Below are 17787 nucleotides of genomic sequence, written 5' to 3' on the forward strand. Positions count from 1 at the left end.
TTAATCAGCGATTTTCCCGCTATATATTTTTCTCCCGCCCAGATTCTCCACCCCTTCCCAAAAGAATGAGTCTGGTTCCCGAGCCAATCACGGTAAATTTGTTTGTATCAAATACAAAATATAAACGAGGAAGACAGATCAATTTATCCTGTCTTCCTCGTCCTAACCGGCGTCAGAAAATAATCTTTCCGCCGAACCACCACTGCCGCTCACCACCGCTGCCCCCCAGACCCGCATTAACAGTTTGAAGAGAGCCAGTGATTTTTCCAAAATTTGAGTTGTTGATATCTGAGGTTGGATTTCCAAAGTGAGGCGTGTTGGTAATACCGAAACCATCAGCCTCAAACTGGAAGGTAACCAGCTCGGTGATTTTGAAATTTCTAAAGATGTTGGTGTCGAGATCGAAGTATTTGGGCCCTCTGATGATATTGCGGCCGGAGTTCCCGAAGACCCCTGGTGTAGTTACGTGAGCAAATCCCGAAGGATCCAGATAGTGGCAGGACAGATCGGCGGCCGCACAACTGGCTGGAGTTCCTTTAGGCTTGGCATGCAGAACGCGAACAGGACCTGTCAGATCGGCTGTTTGCGTATTTCCTGGAGCATTGAGAGTACTTCCATTGCCATCGGTAATGGTAAAGGGAGTGCCACTCAAGGCGCTCATAACCCATCCCACTTGCCAGCCACCGGCAATCAGACTCATGATGCCTTTTGTCGCCCACCGCTCTCCCTTGCCGAAGGGCAAGTTGTACATACCGTAAAGTTCGAAGTTGTGAGTACGGCCATAACCAGCTACTGCCCGGTTCCTTTGCAGGTAACCAGGATAGGCAAACGTGAGCCCATTAAGCTCCTCGTTGTCCTCGAAATTGGTTGCCTTTGACCACGTGTAGACAACACCGATTTGTGAGGCACGGCCAATTCGACGAGTCAGTTGCGTCTGCATTGAATCATAATGAGTCGTAACCAATGGCGTCAGCTGACTAATGTCAGACCAATTCCCTCCAAATTTAGCGTTTAATGCACGTCCGGTCTGGCGTCCTCCTGCGGGTGCCGCATTGAGATTCCAGTTTGTCAGGGTACGAATAGAGCGAGTTCCAACATATGCAATATTCCACACGAATCCAGCTAACTCCTGTTGCACAGTCAGATTGAAACCGTGGATATATCCACGCCGGAAATCAAGTGGAATGGTTGTAGTTCCAATACTGTTTGGCAACGGAAGCTTTCCACTTGCCGTGCTGGTGATCGGTATCAGAGTAATACCTGTGGGCAGGTAGTTCAGCGGACCAGTCGCACTTTGTCCTGTTAACGACGCAGCAGGAGCAAAGCCAGAACCTTGTGCCTGAGTATATGAATTCCCAACGAAATCGGAAATCGTAACTGCGGGATAGGAATTGCGCAGGAATCTCCAGTTGTTCGAATCTGCTCCGATGCCATATCCCAAGCGGATTACGGTGGTTTCTCGCGGCCGATAAGCAATTCCTATACGGGGCAGGAATTTCCCAGGTCCGACCTTCACATTGTCGTTAGTAGGCACGCCTCCGTTTCCACCCACTAATACGGTCATCGTGGAGGTATCCAGTACGCGTGCGCCGCCATGATCGCTATATGCCATGGGATAGAATTCCCAGCGAAGGCCGTAATCAATACTCAACTTGGGCGTAATCTGCCATTGATCGCGTCCATACCCGGCCAGCTGCGTCCATCTCAGTGCAATAGGATTTGTATTCTGGACAGCTTTGCCAACCTCCGAAGGCAGACCTAATAGAAAGTCGGCATATGAGTTGTACTGCAAACCCTGTGTGGGAGCTGTCCCAGTACAGGTCGTTACACCATTGGAAGTCGTACACGCAACACTTTCGGTAGCCGCTCCAGTAAACTTAAAACTTCCACGAGCAGTCTGGAAGGAGCCACCCTGAGGCTGAAAGTGATTTAGCTGCGTGTGGTCATATTCGAGACCAAAGCGAAGCTGATGGCGGCCACGCACCCAGGTCAGATTGGCATTGACTACATATTGATTATCGCGAAAGACGAAGGGATTTCCGGTGCTGGGATTTCCCAGATTCGAATAATTGACAAACTGAAAAGCAGGAATTCCCCAATAAAGACGATTACTCGGATCATTCGTTCCGGGAATCTTAAGGTTATTCAGACCAAAGGCCTTGTTCTGATCGATATCTGTATTTTCGGCGGTCAAATGCTGCCTGGTGAAACCGGCATTCACATCCAGCAAAACATTAGGAGTAAAAGTATGAGTGCCGCCCAAACCTATAATGTAAATCTTGGTAAAGGCATTCCCCTGCTGCCCTCCTAACGTAGCGTTCCCTCCAGCAGCACCAAGAGCAGGCGGATCAAAGATGTCTCCGTTGGAATATGTAAATCTCCCGAAATACATTGTTCTATCACTGGGAACATAGTTGACCTTGGCATCGAAGTTATCGCGATGGAAATATCCCTTCTGCGAAACGTAGTAGTTATTTGTGGCGCCCGTCTGATTCGGAGCAGGAAGTAATGATGCCATTAGTTTGGCTGCAGGATCGACTGCCGACAGACAAATCGTGTCGACGATTCCATTACAGGAGATGGGTGTTCGGCCCGATCCATTCGGAGATCCGGTTCTGGGATCGTAGATATGCATCGGATTCCCATTTTTGTCCGTCATCAGACCACGGAAATCAAAGTATCCATTTTGAGATGCTGTTTGATACTGCAGGCCGCCCGTAGGTACGGTCTGAGGATTTCCTCCGGCTGGAGCCTGAACCTGCCTGGTCGACTCCCAGTCGCCAAAGAAAAACAACTTATCCTTGCGAATTGGCCCACCAACAGCAGCACCGAACTGGTTAAAGATGTTGTGCGGATTCTTATATCCCACCGGGGTGAAGTAGTTTCGCGCCCTCAGATTGTTGTTAGTGTGAAACTCATGGACATCTCCGTGAAATTTATTGGTGCCGGTCTTGATCTGTACATTCACGGCTGCACCGTTCACCATGCCCTGCTCCGCATCAAAGGAGTTCGTGGCGATATTTACGGTCTCGATAGCATTGGACGGCGGTACATATGCGATATTATTCGGCAACCAAGGATAAGCGTCGGTCACGCCGTCGATACGGGTGCTGTTGCCCTGGGAAGATTGCCCATTCACATTTGCCGTCATGGCCCGAGCAGGATTGCCCGCCGCGGAATTATTCTCTGTCGGCAAGCCGGCTCCGGGAACGATACGATAGAGAGCTTGAAAATTCTTTCCTTCAGAAGAAATTGCAGGCAAGGCCTGAAGTTGTGCGGTTGAAATATCCGTGTGTACATCGGCCCGGTCTGTCTGCAAAGACGGAGGCGCGGTAGTAACTGTAACCATCTCCTTCACGGTCGCGACATCTAGCTTTGCATCCACACGTTGAACAGTATTTGCATTTACCGTAATGTTTTCCGCAGTCATCGAGGTAAAGTTCTGCGCGGAAACAGTCACTTTATACACGCCCGGCAGTAATGCGCTAAACCGATAAGAGCCGGAGCTGTCTGTGATTGTTTGTTGTGTAATGCCTTTATTAATTTCAACAACATTGACCTTTGCTCCCGGTACCGATGCCTCGCTCTTGTCCGTGACCGTTCCGGTTAACGATCCATAGAGTATCTGTGCTCTAGCTGACGAAGTACCAAGCAACACGGAAATAATGGCGAACAACAGCACCCATAATGGATGCTGACATACATATGTTTCCCTTTTTCTAATACGTTTTCTAGTCATTGAAGCCTCCTACAGTCCACGACTGCTGCTGTTTAGTTTCCAAGCACCGGAGTACTAAGCGTCTGGCCGTAGAAAAGCAGACTTTCATCTGGTTATCCGCGCCTCTGCGAGACGCCATACCCACAGCTTTTTAGCCAAGCCTCCCGTCCTATTACTTTTATCGATAACTCAAGGACAAAAGACTCTTTGTACGCGTCGCGAACTATACGAAGTTGAATTGAGAAGTGTCAAGAGAAAACAAGAAAAAATGGCACAACCTTATAGATATCAATATGATCTTGGCTTAATAACTAGGAGCAAAATCATTCATTTTTCAACTAAATAATATGAATGGCGAACGAATGTTGCGCCAATTATTGCGAATACCGGATATCGGCAAAAGCAGGCATTCTGCTATCCCAGCACAAACAAGAGGCTCTGTGCCCGCCGATCAGAGAAAATGGCACTATTTAAAGGTATTTATGCAAACACAACTTGCAGAAGTTGCACACTGAGAAAATCGATACTATTTGTTGTTGTTCCGAAGGAACTCCGGCTAGAGTGGCCGGTTTGTGGTCTGGGACATTTTGAATTCGGCGTAGCACTGAAATCGATATGTACCCTGCCATTCTGTTTCATAATTCTTTGACGGACCACACTAAAAATCTAAAATACTTTAGAAGGCAGTTAGCGACAGGCATAATGCTCTCTGATCAAAGCGGTTGTAGAGTTTTACAGCAAAGGAAAGACATGAAATTGGCCCTAAGCAGGATCGCATTTCTGCTAGCTCTTTTTGCTTTAACGGAAGGAAGTTACGGTCAAAACGCCGCGAACCAGCACTACTGGATAGGAAGCTGGGCTGCGTCTCAGCAGCTTCCCGAACCACATAACAGCCTTGCGCCCGAACAACTGAAGGGCTCTACGCTCAGGCAGATCGTTCACCTTTCCGTTGGCGGAACAGCGCTTCGAATTCATTTGTCCAATGCTTTTGGGACGGAGCCGCTTCGCTTTGTGAGTGTACATATAGCCAGACCGCTCTCAGCCGTGGGCCCTCAAATTGACGTCTCCACAGACAAAGCGCTTAGCTTTTCAGGCCGACAGGAAGTCATTGTTCCGGCAGGAGCTGAATATATCTCCGATCCCATCGACTTCCCGGTCAAGGCTCTCTCGAATCTGGCAATTTCCTTCTATATGGATGACCCGCCCGCAAGGCAAACCGGGCACCCGGGGTCGCGAGCTACCTCATACCTGGTGCGCGAGAACCGCGTCTCTTCAGCAGATCTTCCTGACGCACTAAAAGTCGATCACTGGTATCAGATCGCCGGTGTCGATGTAACAGCTCCGGTAAATTCGTACTCCATAGTTGTATTGGGCGACTCAATTACAGACGGCCACGGAGCAACGACGAATGGCAACGATCGCTGGACCGACATACTGGCCCAGAGACTTCAAGCTTCGAAAGAGACAGCGGCCATTGGTGTTCTGAATCACGGTATCGGAGGGAATCACCTCCTCACCGATGGGCTTGGACCGAATGCCCTTGCTCGTTTCGATCGTGATGTTCTGGCTCAGTCCGGAATTCGTTACTTGATCGTTCTTGAAGGGGTAAACGATTTAGGAGGACTGGCCCGAACCGGCGAGGTACCTCAGGCGGAACACGACAGGCTGGTCCAACGTGTTCTAAGCTCCTATGAGCAGATCGTAAGCCGCGCTCATGCTCACGGCATTAAGGTCATCGGGGCAACGATACTGCCTTATGTCGGATCCGGCTATTACCATCCCGGACCAAGCAGCGAAGCCGATCGCCAAGCGGTGAACCAATGGATCCGAGCAGCCGGCCACTTCGACGCAATCATTGACTTCGATAAGGTCACAAGAGATCCCGAACACCCTGATCGCTTGCTGCCTGCATACGACGGTGGGGACCATCTGCATCCCGCCCCGGCAGGTTATCGTGCAATGGGGGAGGCCGTCCCTCTTTCTTTGTTAGCGCACTAGCGCATTTCAGGTTTGGGCATGGTCCTTCAAAGAATCGTCAACAGCACCCTTCTTTGAAGGACCGGCCAGGTGCCTATCACCTTCCCGATCCACATCGAAATCTAAAGGGCTCTAAACCAGGAACAGCCAGAGCTACCGAAGCTCATCGTGCCAAGCTATCCTTTCGGTGATAAGACCCGGGGAGTAGTTGCTCTAGAGATTTCCGGCAGAACACAAGCGGCTGACTCATGTCCTCTAATCAAAACTTCCCATCACAGAACTCCAATTATTTTGTCAACTAAACGAGGACTGTCAGCAGACGCCTGGGGCTCCTGAGAATTCTTTAATCTACTTTGGGGTGTTTTCCAGAGCGCCGGTCTCACGAGAAGCCTTCAATCGCCGATAAACCTTCAAAACTTGGACTGTTATTCCGGCCCGAAAAATTGTATCCTCATCGCTCCAGAAGAGATGATAGAAGAAATTTGGATGTGAAAAAGGTTACTCAGCGAGCGGGAGAAGACATCCAATGCTGTAAGTGTTTCACTCTGGAGGAATTGAAGCGGGGTAGAACACCTCGAAGCCGGAACACGTATCCGACTACGGGGAATTGCTTTTGATAACGCGAAAATTATTAAAAGTCGCCTTCTACTCCAGACGCGTTGAATTCAAATTGAGGGCCCGAATATGTTACAGGCGACTCACATCGATGATCCGGCTGTTTGGAAGACTGAGATCGAGCGTCAGGTACGGCGCAGATTCGCAAAAACCATCGATAAGCTCACCCCGGACGAACTCTTTCGGGTAGCGGCAGAGGCACTGCGAGAGAGGATCGCCAATGGCTTGGTCTCAACCATGGAGCGTTTCAAAGAGGCCCAGGCTAAATCAGTTCACTACCTCTCCATGGAATTTCTGGTAGGCCGCTCTCTCAGGAACAATTTGGAGAACCTTGGTCTCTACACTGTGCTGGAAGAAGCTTTCAGCATGCTCGATCTATCCCTGGGAGACATCCTTGAGGCCGAACCTGACGCGGCACTGGGCAATGGCGGGTTAGGGAGATTAGCTGCCTGCTTCCTGGACTCGCTGGCGAGCCTGGATATGCCCGGCTACGGCTATGGAATCCATTACGAATACGGCCTCTTCCGCCAGGAAATCGATAATGGATACCAGAAGGAACGGCCCGACTTCTGGGCAAGCGAGAACTCTCCCTGGCTCTTTGAACGTCTCGACCACTCCTGCCTGATCCCCTTGTATGGCAACATCGAGCACGGAATCGACCGGCACGGGGACTACAACCCAATGTGGCTAAATTGGCAGGTGATCGTAGGAGTTCCGCACGACCTTCCAATCGTCGGCGATGGGGGACGGACAATTAACTTCCTCCGGCTTTTCTCCGCCTGTGCCTCCGATGATTTCGACATCCAGATCTTCAATACTGGAGATTACCTGCGCGCAGTCGAATTAAAGATGCGCTCGGAGAGCATCAGTAAAATCCTCTATCCCTCTGACGCGATAGCCGAAGGGCGCGAGCTGCGGCTGATCCAGGAATATTTCCTGGTTGCCTGCTCGATTCGTGACATCTTCAGGAAGTTCTTTTCCGAACACGCCGATATCCGGCAGATCACTCAATATATCGCCATTCAGATGAACGACACTCATCCGGCGCTCACTATTGCCGAGATGATGCGCATGCTGGTGGACGAGCACGATGTCTCCTGGGATATAGCATGGGAAATTACCAGAGCAACCTGCAGCTATACCAATCACACACTTATGCCGGAAGCGCTGGAGCAGTGGTCGGCAGAGCTGCTGGGAAGAGTCCTGCCTCGGCATCTTCAGATCATCTATGAAATTAATCGCCGGTTCATGAAGGAAATCGCTTCTCTCTGGCCTGGGGATACGCAGCGGATGCAGCGAATGTCGCTGGTAGAGGAGGGGCCCAATAGTGTGGTCCGCATGGCTAATCTCGCCATCCTGGGAAGCCATGCGGTAAATGGCGTTGCTGCACTTCACACGGAACTGGTCAAAACGCAGCTGGTTCCGGAATTCTACGAATATGCTCCGGAGAAATTCAGTAACAAGACAAACGGGATTACTCCGCGACGCTGGCTCATGCATGCCAATCCTTCCCTTTGCCACTGGATTACTGAGCGAATAGGCGAAGGCTGGCGTCAGGATCTAGAGCAACTTCGTTTTCTGGAACGCTATGCGACCGATAATGCTGCGCAAACGGAATTCCATTCGATTAAGTTTGCAAACAAGCGATACCTTGCGCGCTTTATATGCGAACACACCGGCGTTCGGGTCGATCCCACCTGGCTCTTCGATGTACAGGCAAAGAGAATTCATGAGTACAAAAGGCAATTGCTGAATGTGCTCAGTATTATTGCTGACTACATCCGTATTACGAGAGAGGGATACCAGCCAAGGACACCAACCGTCCACATATTTGCGGGGAAAGCAGCCCCCGGATATTTCATGGCCAAGCTCATCATCAAGCTGATTAACGATGTGGCAAGAATGGTCAATCGCGATCCACGCTGCAAGAACAGCCTCCGGGTCGTCTTTCTGCCGGACTATAAGGTCTCTCAGGCTGAATTAATCATCCCGGCTGCGGATTTGAGTGAACAGATTTCGACCGCAGGCATGGAAGCATCGGGAACCGGCAATATGAAATTCGCCCTCAATGGGGCCTTAACAATCGGGACCTGGGACGGTGCCAATATCGAGATCGCGGAAGAAGTTGGACGCGAAAACATCTTCATTTTTGGTTATACAAGCCAGGAAATCCAGCAGATGCGGGAGTATGGCTATCATCCACGCCTGCTCTACGAACAGGATTCCCTGATCCGTCAGGTAGTCGATCTGCTGGAAACCGACGAATTGTCTTCCGGCCCGACCAGCTTATTCCGCCCGATTCGAGAGGCACTGCTCGACCGAGGTGATTACTATCTGCATCTGGCGGATTTCCGGTCTTACATGGATACTCGTGATCAAGCATCGTCCACCTATCAAACATTCGAGGAGTGGAATAAAAAAGCCATTTTGAATGTCTCGCGCATGGCAAAGTTCTCCAGCGACAGAACCATCCGGGAATACGCAAAAGACATATGGGACATTACTTCGGTCCCCATCTCGGAATGGACACAGGTTCCGCTTTAGGACTGCACATGCTCGGAGGACTGGAATGAAGATACTTCTCGTGGATGATGAGCCAGCTATATTATCCATCCAGTCCAGAATTTTGAAGAACTGGGGCTATAACGTCGAAGTGGCGAGCAATGGCCAAGCTGCCTGGGAGTTGATGAGCGACTCTTCCATCAATTTTGTTATCAGCGACTGGATGATGCCGGAACTCAGCGGCCCCGATCTCTGCAGGAAGATTCGAGCAGCCAAGCTGGACCGATATGTCTACCTCCTTCTATGCACCGGGAAAAACAGTAGAGAAGATATTGTGGCTGGACTCGACGCCGGCGCCGACGACTTTCTGGTAAAACCGATTGATCTGGCTGAATTGCGGGTCCGAGTCAGATCGGGAGAGCGTGTACTCAATCTTGAGCACACTAAAGATGATCAAAACCAAAGGCTCAAAGTAGCCAACCTGGAACTAAAAGCAGTCAATGAACAGCTAGAAGAAAAAAGCGACCTCCTCGAAAAAAGTAACTCCAAACTCAAAGAGGATCTCGACGCAGCAGCGAAGATGCAAATCTCGCTGCTACCACCGCAATCCCCCAGAGTGCCGGGATTACGTGCAGAGTGGCTGTTCCATCCATGTCATTACGTAGCTGGCGATACTTTTAATCTTTGCGAAATCGACAATGCTCACTCAGGCTTTTACATTCTCGATGTCGCCGGACATGGAGTTCCAGCGGCAATGCTCTCAGTCCAGCTCAGTGTATTGCTGCAACCGAAAACCGGAGAGAGCCTGCTAAAGCGGTGGAACCAGAAGATTGCCAGACGCGAAGCCCGAGCTCCAAACGAGGTCGTCTCCGCCCTCAATAAACACTTCGAAAACGAAGACGATCGCTACTTCACCATGATTTATGGGCTGTATGACAGAGTTGCGTCCCGACTGCAATTTTCCTTAGCGGGGCAACCGCAGCCGATTCTGATTTCGAATTGCAGAGAGGCACGGTTCCTTGGTGAAGGAGGATTTCCAATTGGCATTTGGCCAGAAAGTGAATACGAATGCCTCGAAGTATCTGTACAGCCGGGCGACCGACTCATCCTATACTCGGACGGGATCACCGAATGTAGGAATGCAGATGGAGAACAATACGGATACGACAGAATATTGACGTACTTCCAGCAACACGCCTCAGCATCCTCTCTTCTGGATTTGCTCCATGGTTTTGAGCTGGAGATAAAAAAGTGGAACGCTAAGAAGATGATTTTCGATGATGATGTCTCAATGCTTGCACTCGAATTCTGCAAGGATAGCGAAACAGAACAACAATCTTATTAAACGCAGGAGAGCCAAATTCCATGCGATTTGAAGAAACGAATGTCGAAAATGTGCTCATTACAAAAGTCCTCGACAACCGCATCACGGCAGATGAATCGGCCCAACTTAAAGAGGAGGTGCTCAAATGTGTAAATAATGGGCACAAACTCGTTGTTGTCGACCTTAGCGAAGTTACATTTATCGACTCCAGTGGTTTAGGCGCACTAATCTCCAGCTTGAAGATGGTGGGGCAAGACGGAGCGCTCGCGTTAAGTGGAGCACGCTCGTCTGTCATGACGACATTCCGTCTCACGCGAATGGATCGCGTCTTCCGTATGTACAACAACACGGAGGAAGCCGTCGGAGCTCTCGCATCGGGAAGTTGAAGAAGGGTTCTTCTTATAGCTCTAGATTAAACTAATCGCTACGCTGCAAAAGGATGCTCAAGACAGTTTCGGCGAGCGCTCTATCGTTTTCGCTAAGAATTTTAACGGCACACTTTCTGCACCATAGTCCGTTACGATCCTGAAAGAGTGCAGGCGTTTCTCTGCAAGCTTGGCAAGTGGCTAACCTGAAGGAACGATATGCCTTCATCCCTGAGTCGCCGTAGTCCTCGCGATCAAAATTAGCTTTCAGATTTTCGATTACGCAGCTTCATGCCAGATCTTCGGCAGCACTCCTATCATCTACGATATGCGCCAATTCCTCCAATTCGTTGCATGTTTGAATTAAAAGAGCAAAACGCCCTTAAAATACTGCACAGTCCAGGGTGGCATGCAATAGAATGGCGGGCATGATTTTTACCAGCAATCGCCGAAGCTTTCTGCGCGGGGGCGCAATTGCGGCCGCCGCTGCCTGCCTTCCATTGCACTCCATTCTCACCACAAAATCTGCCCTTGCTTCGGATACGAAATCTTCGCCGATCCGACTCGGAGTTGCCAGCTATTCATTTCGAAAATTCAACCGCAAACAGGTCATCGAGTTCATGAAACAGTTGGAAACGCCCTTCCTGAACGTGAAGGACTTCCACCTTCCCATGGGCTCTCCCGATGAGATTAAGGCAGCCAGTGCCGAATATCTCGCAGCTGGAATCAAATTAACTGCTGCGGGCACCATTTACTTTCTCAAAGATGAAGATGAGGACGTAAGATCCAAATTCGAGTACTGTAAACTCGCAGGCATTCCAATCATTGTTGCAGGGCCAACAATGCAGACGCTGCCAAGAGTTGAGAAATTCGCGAAGGAATACAACATCAAGATCGCTATCCACAATCATGGTCCCGAAGACAAGCACTTCCCTTCGCCTCTCGATGTGCTCAATGCGGTCAAGAACATGGACCCGCGGATGGGCCTATGTATCGACGTCGGCCACACGGAACGCGCTGGAGTAAATGCTGTTGAAGCCATTCACAAGGCAGGCCCCCGGCTATTTGACGTCCATATTAAAGATCTGGCAGACCTTCATGTTAAAGAAAGCCAGGTAGAGGTTGGCGATGGCAAAATGCCGATCCGCGGAATCTTCGAGGCACTGGAGAAGATCAACTATCCCGGATATGTAGACCTCGAATATGAAATCCATGAAGGGGACCCCATGCCGGGCATGATCAAAAGCTTTGCTTATATGCGTGGAGTAATCGCTGGAATGAATGCCTAGAAATCAAAATTCAAACAGATGGGACAACGATGATCCGACTCACTCCAGGAAAGAATCATCGCTGCCCATCTGAGATCCGTGAAAGTTACCAATCGATCTTCTCAGGAAAGTATTCGTTGATCAGATCGTCATAGTACGGCTTTACTTCAGAAAGATTTGGTCGCTCCGCGCCTTTGGAATAAAGATCGTAAGGATTGAACTTTCGCACCCACTCAAACATCTCCTCATCATGCCGATTCATCAGGTGGCGATAAGCAGAGTGCTTGTGCGCCGGATAGAAAGAGTGATATCGCAACATGTAGAGCGCAGGTTCAGGAAGATAATTCTTCACGACATGATAGATATATTCGTCGTGCCCCCAGGACAGGTGCACCTTATTCAATCCGCAATTTGGTTCGTAAATTCCGTATAGCGTCTGATATTCGGGTACTCTCGAATCGGGATTCTCAGCAAAATATCCGGAATAGACAATCTCAGGAGACCAGGCACACCCGACCGGAAAGGTATCGCCCACCACAGCCCACTGTGGTTCTCCGTACAAGCAAAGCACCTTTCCCAAATCGTGAATAAACCCGGCCAGTACCATCCACCGGGGATGTCCATCTTTTCGAATTGCTTCCGAAGTCTGTAACAGATGTTCAATCTGCGAAAGATCTGTATCGGGATCGCTCTCATCCACTAAAGTATTCAGATATTCCGCTGCCTCCCAGATACTCTTCTTCCCTTTCCCTAGAGAGAGATACTCTCTCTCCTTCTGCAGGACAAAATCCAGTGTCTGATGGATATGATTCTGACGATAGAATTCGGCAACGCCGGGATTAGCGCCGGGATCATATTTGCGGAACTCCGACTCGTCCTTGCCCTGTCGGTATCGGCTGGCAACAAAATCGTCCCATTGTTCCAGGCTCTGTAATGGATTTTCGGGGCTGAGTGTACGCATTGAGACCTCGCTCTTGGGGATGCGCGCATTGTACCGGAGCCTTAATGCACTTGACTTGCAGAAAATGGGTCGAATTCGCGAGCTCTAGATCTCCGTCTTTTGACAATAGGGCTTCGATCTTAGTAGTTTGAGACGGAATCATCCTGCGCGGGTTGCGCCGCAAGGGGAAAAGTTCATTCAATGACTTTAAGCGACAGAACCAGGCCAATTTCTCGAACTCGCGCCGTTTTAACCGACAGCCACTTCTGGATTCCGGTTATTGTGCTGGCGTTAGGAATTGGGCTGCTGCTCTACTTGCGTTAGAAGATCCCGCTACCGGGCTCTGTCGAATCCCAAGAGCGAAGCCTGTTTTTGTGCTGCAATACTAAAGGACCGCCTTAGGCAGAGCCTTAAGCACCGCAGCACAGAATGCCTCATGAAGGAGTACTCATTGGCAACCGTCCCGGAAACTACAACACGTCCAGCAACCAGGTCGATGCATTCGGTTGGTGTTATTTGTGGACTGGCAGCCGGTGTATGGCTGGGCGGGGCGGAAGCTCCTACCAAGCTGGTTACCGCTGGTTTTTCGCCCTTTGCCGTCTCCTTCTGTATGGTGCTGGGTGTCTTCACCGCTCGTTGGACACTGCCAACCCTCCTTAAAGGGACGAACTACGTCTTCGCGGACCTGGTCACCAAGCCGCATCTAGCCATCTGGGCGGTTCTTGCCGGAGCGCTCTGGTCAGTTGCCAATACCCTGACGGTCTTTGCTATTCGCGATGTCGGTCTGGCCATCGCCTTCCCCCTCTGGAATGCCAACTGTCTGGTAGGAATGTTTTGGGGCTGGCGGCTGTTTAACGAGATGCGAGGTGCAGATCCAAAGGATTGGGCAAAGGTCGTCGGAGGGGCGATTGCAATTGTCATCGCAGCAATCATCCTGGCAATGGTGACAGTTCATCACGGAACTTTAGCCAACCCGCGCGCTGTTCCAGGTATCCTGGCGGCTTTGGGAGCCAGCCTCCTCTGGGGAACGATGTATGTTCCCTATCGCAAGGCATATCTAAGCGGCATGAATCCCCTGTCCTTTGTCACGGTCTTCACTCTAGGGGAACTCGCCACAATGGCACTGCTGGCAACTACCTTAGAGAGTGGAATCTCCTCGTTTAAAGCAGAGCTGCAGCTCATGCGTCCGGCCATCTTCTGGCTCTTCCTGGGAGGGTTTTTCTGGGTAATCGGAGATCTTTTCCAGCAATACGCCACAAAGTACATCGGCATCGGACGCGGAATTCCCCTTTCCAATACAAACCAGCTTTGGGGCCTGGCCTGGGGAGCATTGGTCTTTGGAGAACTTAACGGTCTTGGACATCAGAAGCAGATTCTCATCCTGGCAGCTTCCTTCATCATGATTCTGGGGGCACTGTTCATCAGCAGTTCGGTGGCACCGGCACGAGAACAGCAATCCTGCCACGAGGCGATTGAACGTGAGTGCCGCAGATATGGGCTGAATCTTGAAGAGTGTATTGCGGCACAAACTGGAGAGGCACATGGAGGTCCGTCCAATAGCCGCCGTCCCTGGTGGGATTTCTTTATTGTTCTAGGAGCCCTAGCCATCTTCATCCGGCTTGCCTTGGGCACAGTCCGGCCGCCGTTGCCGATGAACCTATCCTGGGTGGCAATACTCGGCATTGTGCTGATCGCCGTACTTGCGGGCTGCGGATGGATGCTGTGGAAGAGAACCCGGTTTTCCTAAAGCCTGCACAGGGATAGGCCGGAAACAATCGCTATGGTCGCTCATATTTAGGGTGATTCCTCCTCCACCCCTTTCCGGCGATTTAGAATATGGGACAAATCCTTCATGGAATAGAATTCCGTTTTTGAAGTTCTGCCTACGAGCGCGTTTTAAGTAAATCCGCCAGTGGTAGTTGAAGATGAACCCGACGCTTTGGTAACGTTCCCTACAGGGCGTCCTTGTACCCTCAGGAGAAGATTGCATGTGTCCAGATAGCGAAAAAAAGTGGCTCTTGGTTTATGACGTAGGAGGCAGCCATGCCACGGCTGCATTGCTCAAAGAGCCCTCCCTTGTACCCGAATTTATCGAATCAAGCCCAATCGACTCCAATGGGGACGCAGCAGTCATCCTGGATAGCTTTGAAAAACTAGGTAAATCTGTAATCACCAAGGCGGGCAAACCAAAGTCCGAAGTCGTCGGAATATCCTTCGCCATTCCAGGCCCTTTCGATTACGAAAACGGAATCAGCCACCTTCAGCACAAATATCAGAGCCTTTATCTCAAGAATGTGCGTGCCGAGTTTGGTAAGCGTTTTGAGATAGTTCCGGAGAACATTCACTTTATCAACGATGCACATGCTTTTCTTCTGGGAGAGATCCACAGTGGAGGAGGAGAAGGCTCGAACCGGACGCTCGGTATCACGCTGGGAACCGGCATCGGCTCAGGATTCGCTGTAGCCGGCAAAATAGTCGAGACAGGAAAGGGAGTTCCTCCAAACGGAGAAATCTATAACCTTCCTTGGCAAGGTGCGACGATTGAAGATACGATTTCGACTCGATCTATTCAGAAACGATATCAAGAGCTGGGTGGTCAGCCTCTCTCTGTCAAGGAGATCTGCTCGCATGTCGGCGATGACCCGATTGCCGCAAAAGTGATGGATGAATTCGGTCGGAATCTCGGCAACGTCCTCGCCCACATTAGCTCCAGCTTTGAGCCGGATCGCATCGTCCTTGGAGGAGCTATCTCTCTAAGTCACAAGATCTTCCTCGATACGGCAAAGAAGGTCTTGAATAACGATGCCTGTTCCATCGTTACTTCAAAGCTTCTGGACAAGGCAGCCTTAATCGGAGCTGGTGCCCGCTGGCTTCAGCGTCTTGGCATAGCTTAAGGTAAGAGGGTAAAACTCCGCGCGGCTCCTTTCTGTAAGGAGCCGCGTGTCTCGAGTTTCTACATCCAAGGAGCGAAGCATCGGAAGTGAAAGCTCAAATGCCAGTGGTCTAGCCCACTGATGCGGCATTGTGTCAGGGATGGCCTTCAGGCCATCCCTAGAGTTTCTACATTTTCTTAGTCGATGACAGCCGAAAATCGTGTACAAAATCAGAATCTTAGAGGCGAATTGGCTTTTGCTGTGTGTCAGGGCCTTTAGGCCTGCCGAAAACAGTCTTCTTTGAAAAAGGAGACATTTTCGGTAACACATGTGACGGGAAAAACAAAAGCATTGAACCTATACCAGTGTGCGCGTTTGGGTCACTGCTTCCAAGTCGAGGATACTCTCAAACTGAACCTTGCAACTATTCGGCCTTCTCAATTCCACGCTGCATCTGTTACCGAGAATGTCTGTCAAACTCCTCAAAAATTGCGGCGGATGGACTGAAGTCCATCCCTGACACAATGCCACGACTCAAGTTGGGCCACACGTCTTACCCTCTCACTTCTCTTAATTTTCTTTCTCTAAATGTAGAAACTCTAGGGATGGCCTTCAGGCCATCCGAAAACAGTCTTCGTTGAGATAGAAAAAACATTTTCGGTAACATATGCAACGGGAAGGACAAAGGCATTAGACATATACCCCGTTTGAGCGTTTGGTCATTGCTTCCACAAGCGAAGATACTCTCAAACGATATCTTGCAACTATTTGGCCTGCTCAATTTCCCGCTGCATTCGTTACCGAGAATGTCTATCCATTATTAAGAGAATTGGCGCGGCTGGACTGAAGTCCCAGCCCTGACACACGACCAACGCCATTTCGCTTTTGGCGATTCTGGTTATGTTCAAAGATTCCCTGCAATTCCAGCTCGGAAAATGTAGAAACTCCAGGGGCGGGACTCCAGTCCTGACGCAAGCAAGTCTCTTAAGAGTGGCTTGACATTCTCGGTAACAGATGCAGCGGGAGGCAGAAGCGGCTCTAACAGTTTCTGCCCGGTCCGGACACCTTTAATCAATCGAGTGCTTTGCGGAATCTAAATACCGCGATCCCAAGCAAAACCGTTCCCAGTATGCCCATTGCCAACATCTGTGGCCAGAGTATATCCAGCCCAACTCCCTTCAAATAGGTGCCTCGTAATACGACCAGGAAGTAACGCAGTGGAATCAGATAAGTAAGTGTCTGCATCCATTGCGGCATCGTATTAATCGGGAAACCGAAGCCGGAAAAGGCAATCGACGGCATCATAAAAAAGAACGCTGTTACCAGCGCTTGTTGCTGTGTCGAAGATACCGTAGAAATCAGCAACCCAACACCCAGCATCGCCAACAGGAATAGCACGGCACCTAGCAGGAGGACCGTGAACTGCCCACGAAAAGGGACCTGGAACCAAAGCGTTCCCACTGAAGCAATAAGAGAGACATCAAAGAGGCCCAGCAAAAAGAATGGCACCGTCTTGCCCAGAATAAATTCGATAGGACGAATCGGCGTAACCATCAGCTGCTCTAGAGTGCCTATCTCGCGCTCACGAACGACTGCGAAAGCGGTCAGGCTCACAACCAGCACAAGCGTAAGACTGCCGACAATGCCAGGGACAAAGAACCATCGACTACGAAAATCTGGGTTGTACCAAGGACGCTGCTCAAGTTGAACAGATGGAATTCTCTCAATGATTTGAGGCGAAATCCGGCTCATGCGCTCCCGTTGATAATCGAGTGCAAAGCCGCGTGCAATCTGATTCACGTAGCCCGAAGCGATCATGGCAGTATTGGAGTTCGTGGCATCCACAATCACTTGCAATGGCGCAGCCTGGCCTTTGCGGAGGTTCTGAGCAAATCCCGCATTAATCTGCAATGCGATAGTAGCTTCACCACGATCGACCAGATCGCTAATCTGGCGATAATCCGTAAGTTGTCGCTGAACATCGAAATAAGGGCTGGAAGAAAATCTCGATACCAGGTCGCGGCTTTCCATACTATGGTCGAGATCGAGTACCACCGTAGGCACATGTCTGATCTCGAAGGTCGCGGCATATCCAAAGACAAGCATTTGAATAATCGGCGGCCCAATGAGTATCAGCCTTGTGCGCTTGTCCCGGAAAACCTGAATGAATTCCTTAATCAGCATCTGTTTGAGGCGTGCGAACAT

The 17787-nt window shown here is 50.2% G+C and carries 10 protein-coding genes; 7 read left to right on the forward strand and 3 right to left on the reverse strand.

Translation table 11 applies throughout. The features are described from left to right. Positions 1–172 precede the first annotated feature (172 nt). A complete protein-coding gene (locus AC6I7T_RS08360) occupies positions 173–3739 on the reverse strand; it encodes an outer membrane beta-barrel protein (protein ID WP_497792901.1) in 3567 nt (1188 codons plus the stop codon). Positions 3740–4468: 729 nt separating this feature from the next. Here AC6I7T_RS08360 and AC6I7T_RS08365 point away from each other — a divergent pair. The 5 genes from AC6I7T_RS08365 to AC6I7T_RS08385 all read left to right on the forward strand — a co-directional run bounded on the left by AC6I7T_RS08365 (position 4469) and on the right by AC6I7T_RS08385 (position 11790). Next, positions 4469–5716 (forward strand): SGNH/GDSL hydrolase family protein, encoded by a 1248-nt coding sequence (locus AC6I7T_RS08365; protein WP_497792902.1) that lies wholly within the window; start codon positions 4469–4471, stop codon positions 5714–5716. A 663-nt stretch (positions 5717–6379) separates the two neighbouring features. After that, the gene (locus AC6I7T_RS08370; protein ID WP_497792903.1) at positions 6380–8854 is read left to right on the forward strand and encodes a glycogen/starch/alpha-glucan phosphorylase; all 2475 of its coding nucleotides are present in this window, start codon (positions 6380–6382) and stop codon (positions 8852–8854) included. A gap of 25 nt (positions 8855–8879) precedes the next feature. Then, the gene (locus AC6I7T_RS08375) at positions 8880–10157 is read left to right on the forward strand and encodes a SpoIIE family protein phosphatase (RefSeq protein WP_497792904.1); all 1278 of its coding nucleotides are present in this window, start codon (positions 8880–8882) and stop codon (positions 10155–10157) included. A gap of 20 nt (positions 10158–10177) precedes the next feature. Then, a complete protein-coding gene (locus AC6I7T_RS08380) occupies positions 10178–10522 on the forward strand; it encodes an STAS domain-containing protein (RefSeq protein ID WP_497792905.1) in 345 nt (114 codons plus the stop codon). A 398-nt stretch (positions 10523–10920) separates the two neighbouring features. Beyond that, a complete protein-coding gene (locus AC6I7T_RS08385; RefSeq protein WP_497792906.1) occupies positions 10921–11790 on the forward strand; it encodes a sugar phosphate isomerase/epimerase family protein in 870 nt (289 codons plus the stop codon). Between the two features lie 85 nt (positions 11791–11875). On the opposite strand, the gene AC6I7T_RS08390 is transcribed toward AC6I7T_RS08385, so the two are convergent. Next, a complete protein-coding gene (locus AC6I7T_RS08390; protein WP_497792907.1) occupies positions 11876–12730 on the reverse strand; it encodes an inositol oxygenase family protein in 855 nt (284 codons plus the stop codon). Between the two features lie 430 nt (positions 12731–13160). Here AC6I7T_RS08390 and AC6I7T_RS08395 point away from each other — a divergent pair, with 430 nt between their 5' ends. Beyond that, positions 13161–14456 (forward strand): GRP family sugar transporter, encoded by a 1296-nt coding sequence (locus AC6I7T_RS08395; protein WP_497792908.1) that lies wholly within the window; start codon positions 13161–13163, stop codon positions 14454–14456. Positions 14457–14697: 241 nt separating this feature from the next. Then, positions 14698–15603, forward strand: a complete 906-nt coding sequence (locus AC6I7T_RS08400) for an ROK family protein (protein WP_497792909.1) — start codon at positions 14698–14700, stop codon at positions 15601–15603. Between the two features lie 1050 nt (positions 15604–16653). Here the strand turns inward: AC6I7T_RS08400 and AC6I7T_RS08405 are convergent. Continuing rightward, positions 16654–17787 carry an ABC transporter permease gene (locus tag AC6I7T_RS08405; RefSeq protein ID WP_497792910.1) on the reverse strand — a complete coding sequence of 378 codons (1134 nt, stop codon included), beginning with the start codon at positions 17785–17787 and terminating at the stop codon, positions 16654–16656.

It is taken from the genome of Humiphilus diazotrophicus (assembly GCF_059726315.1).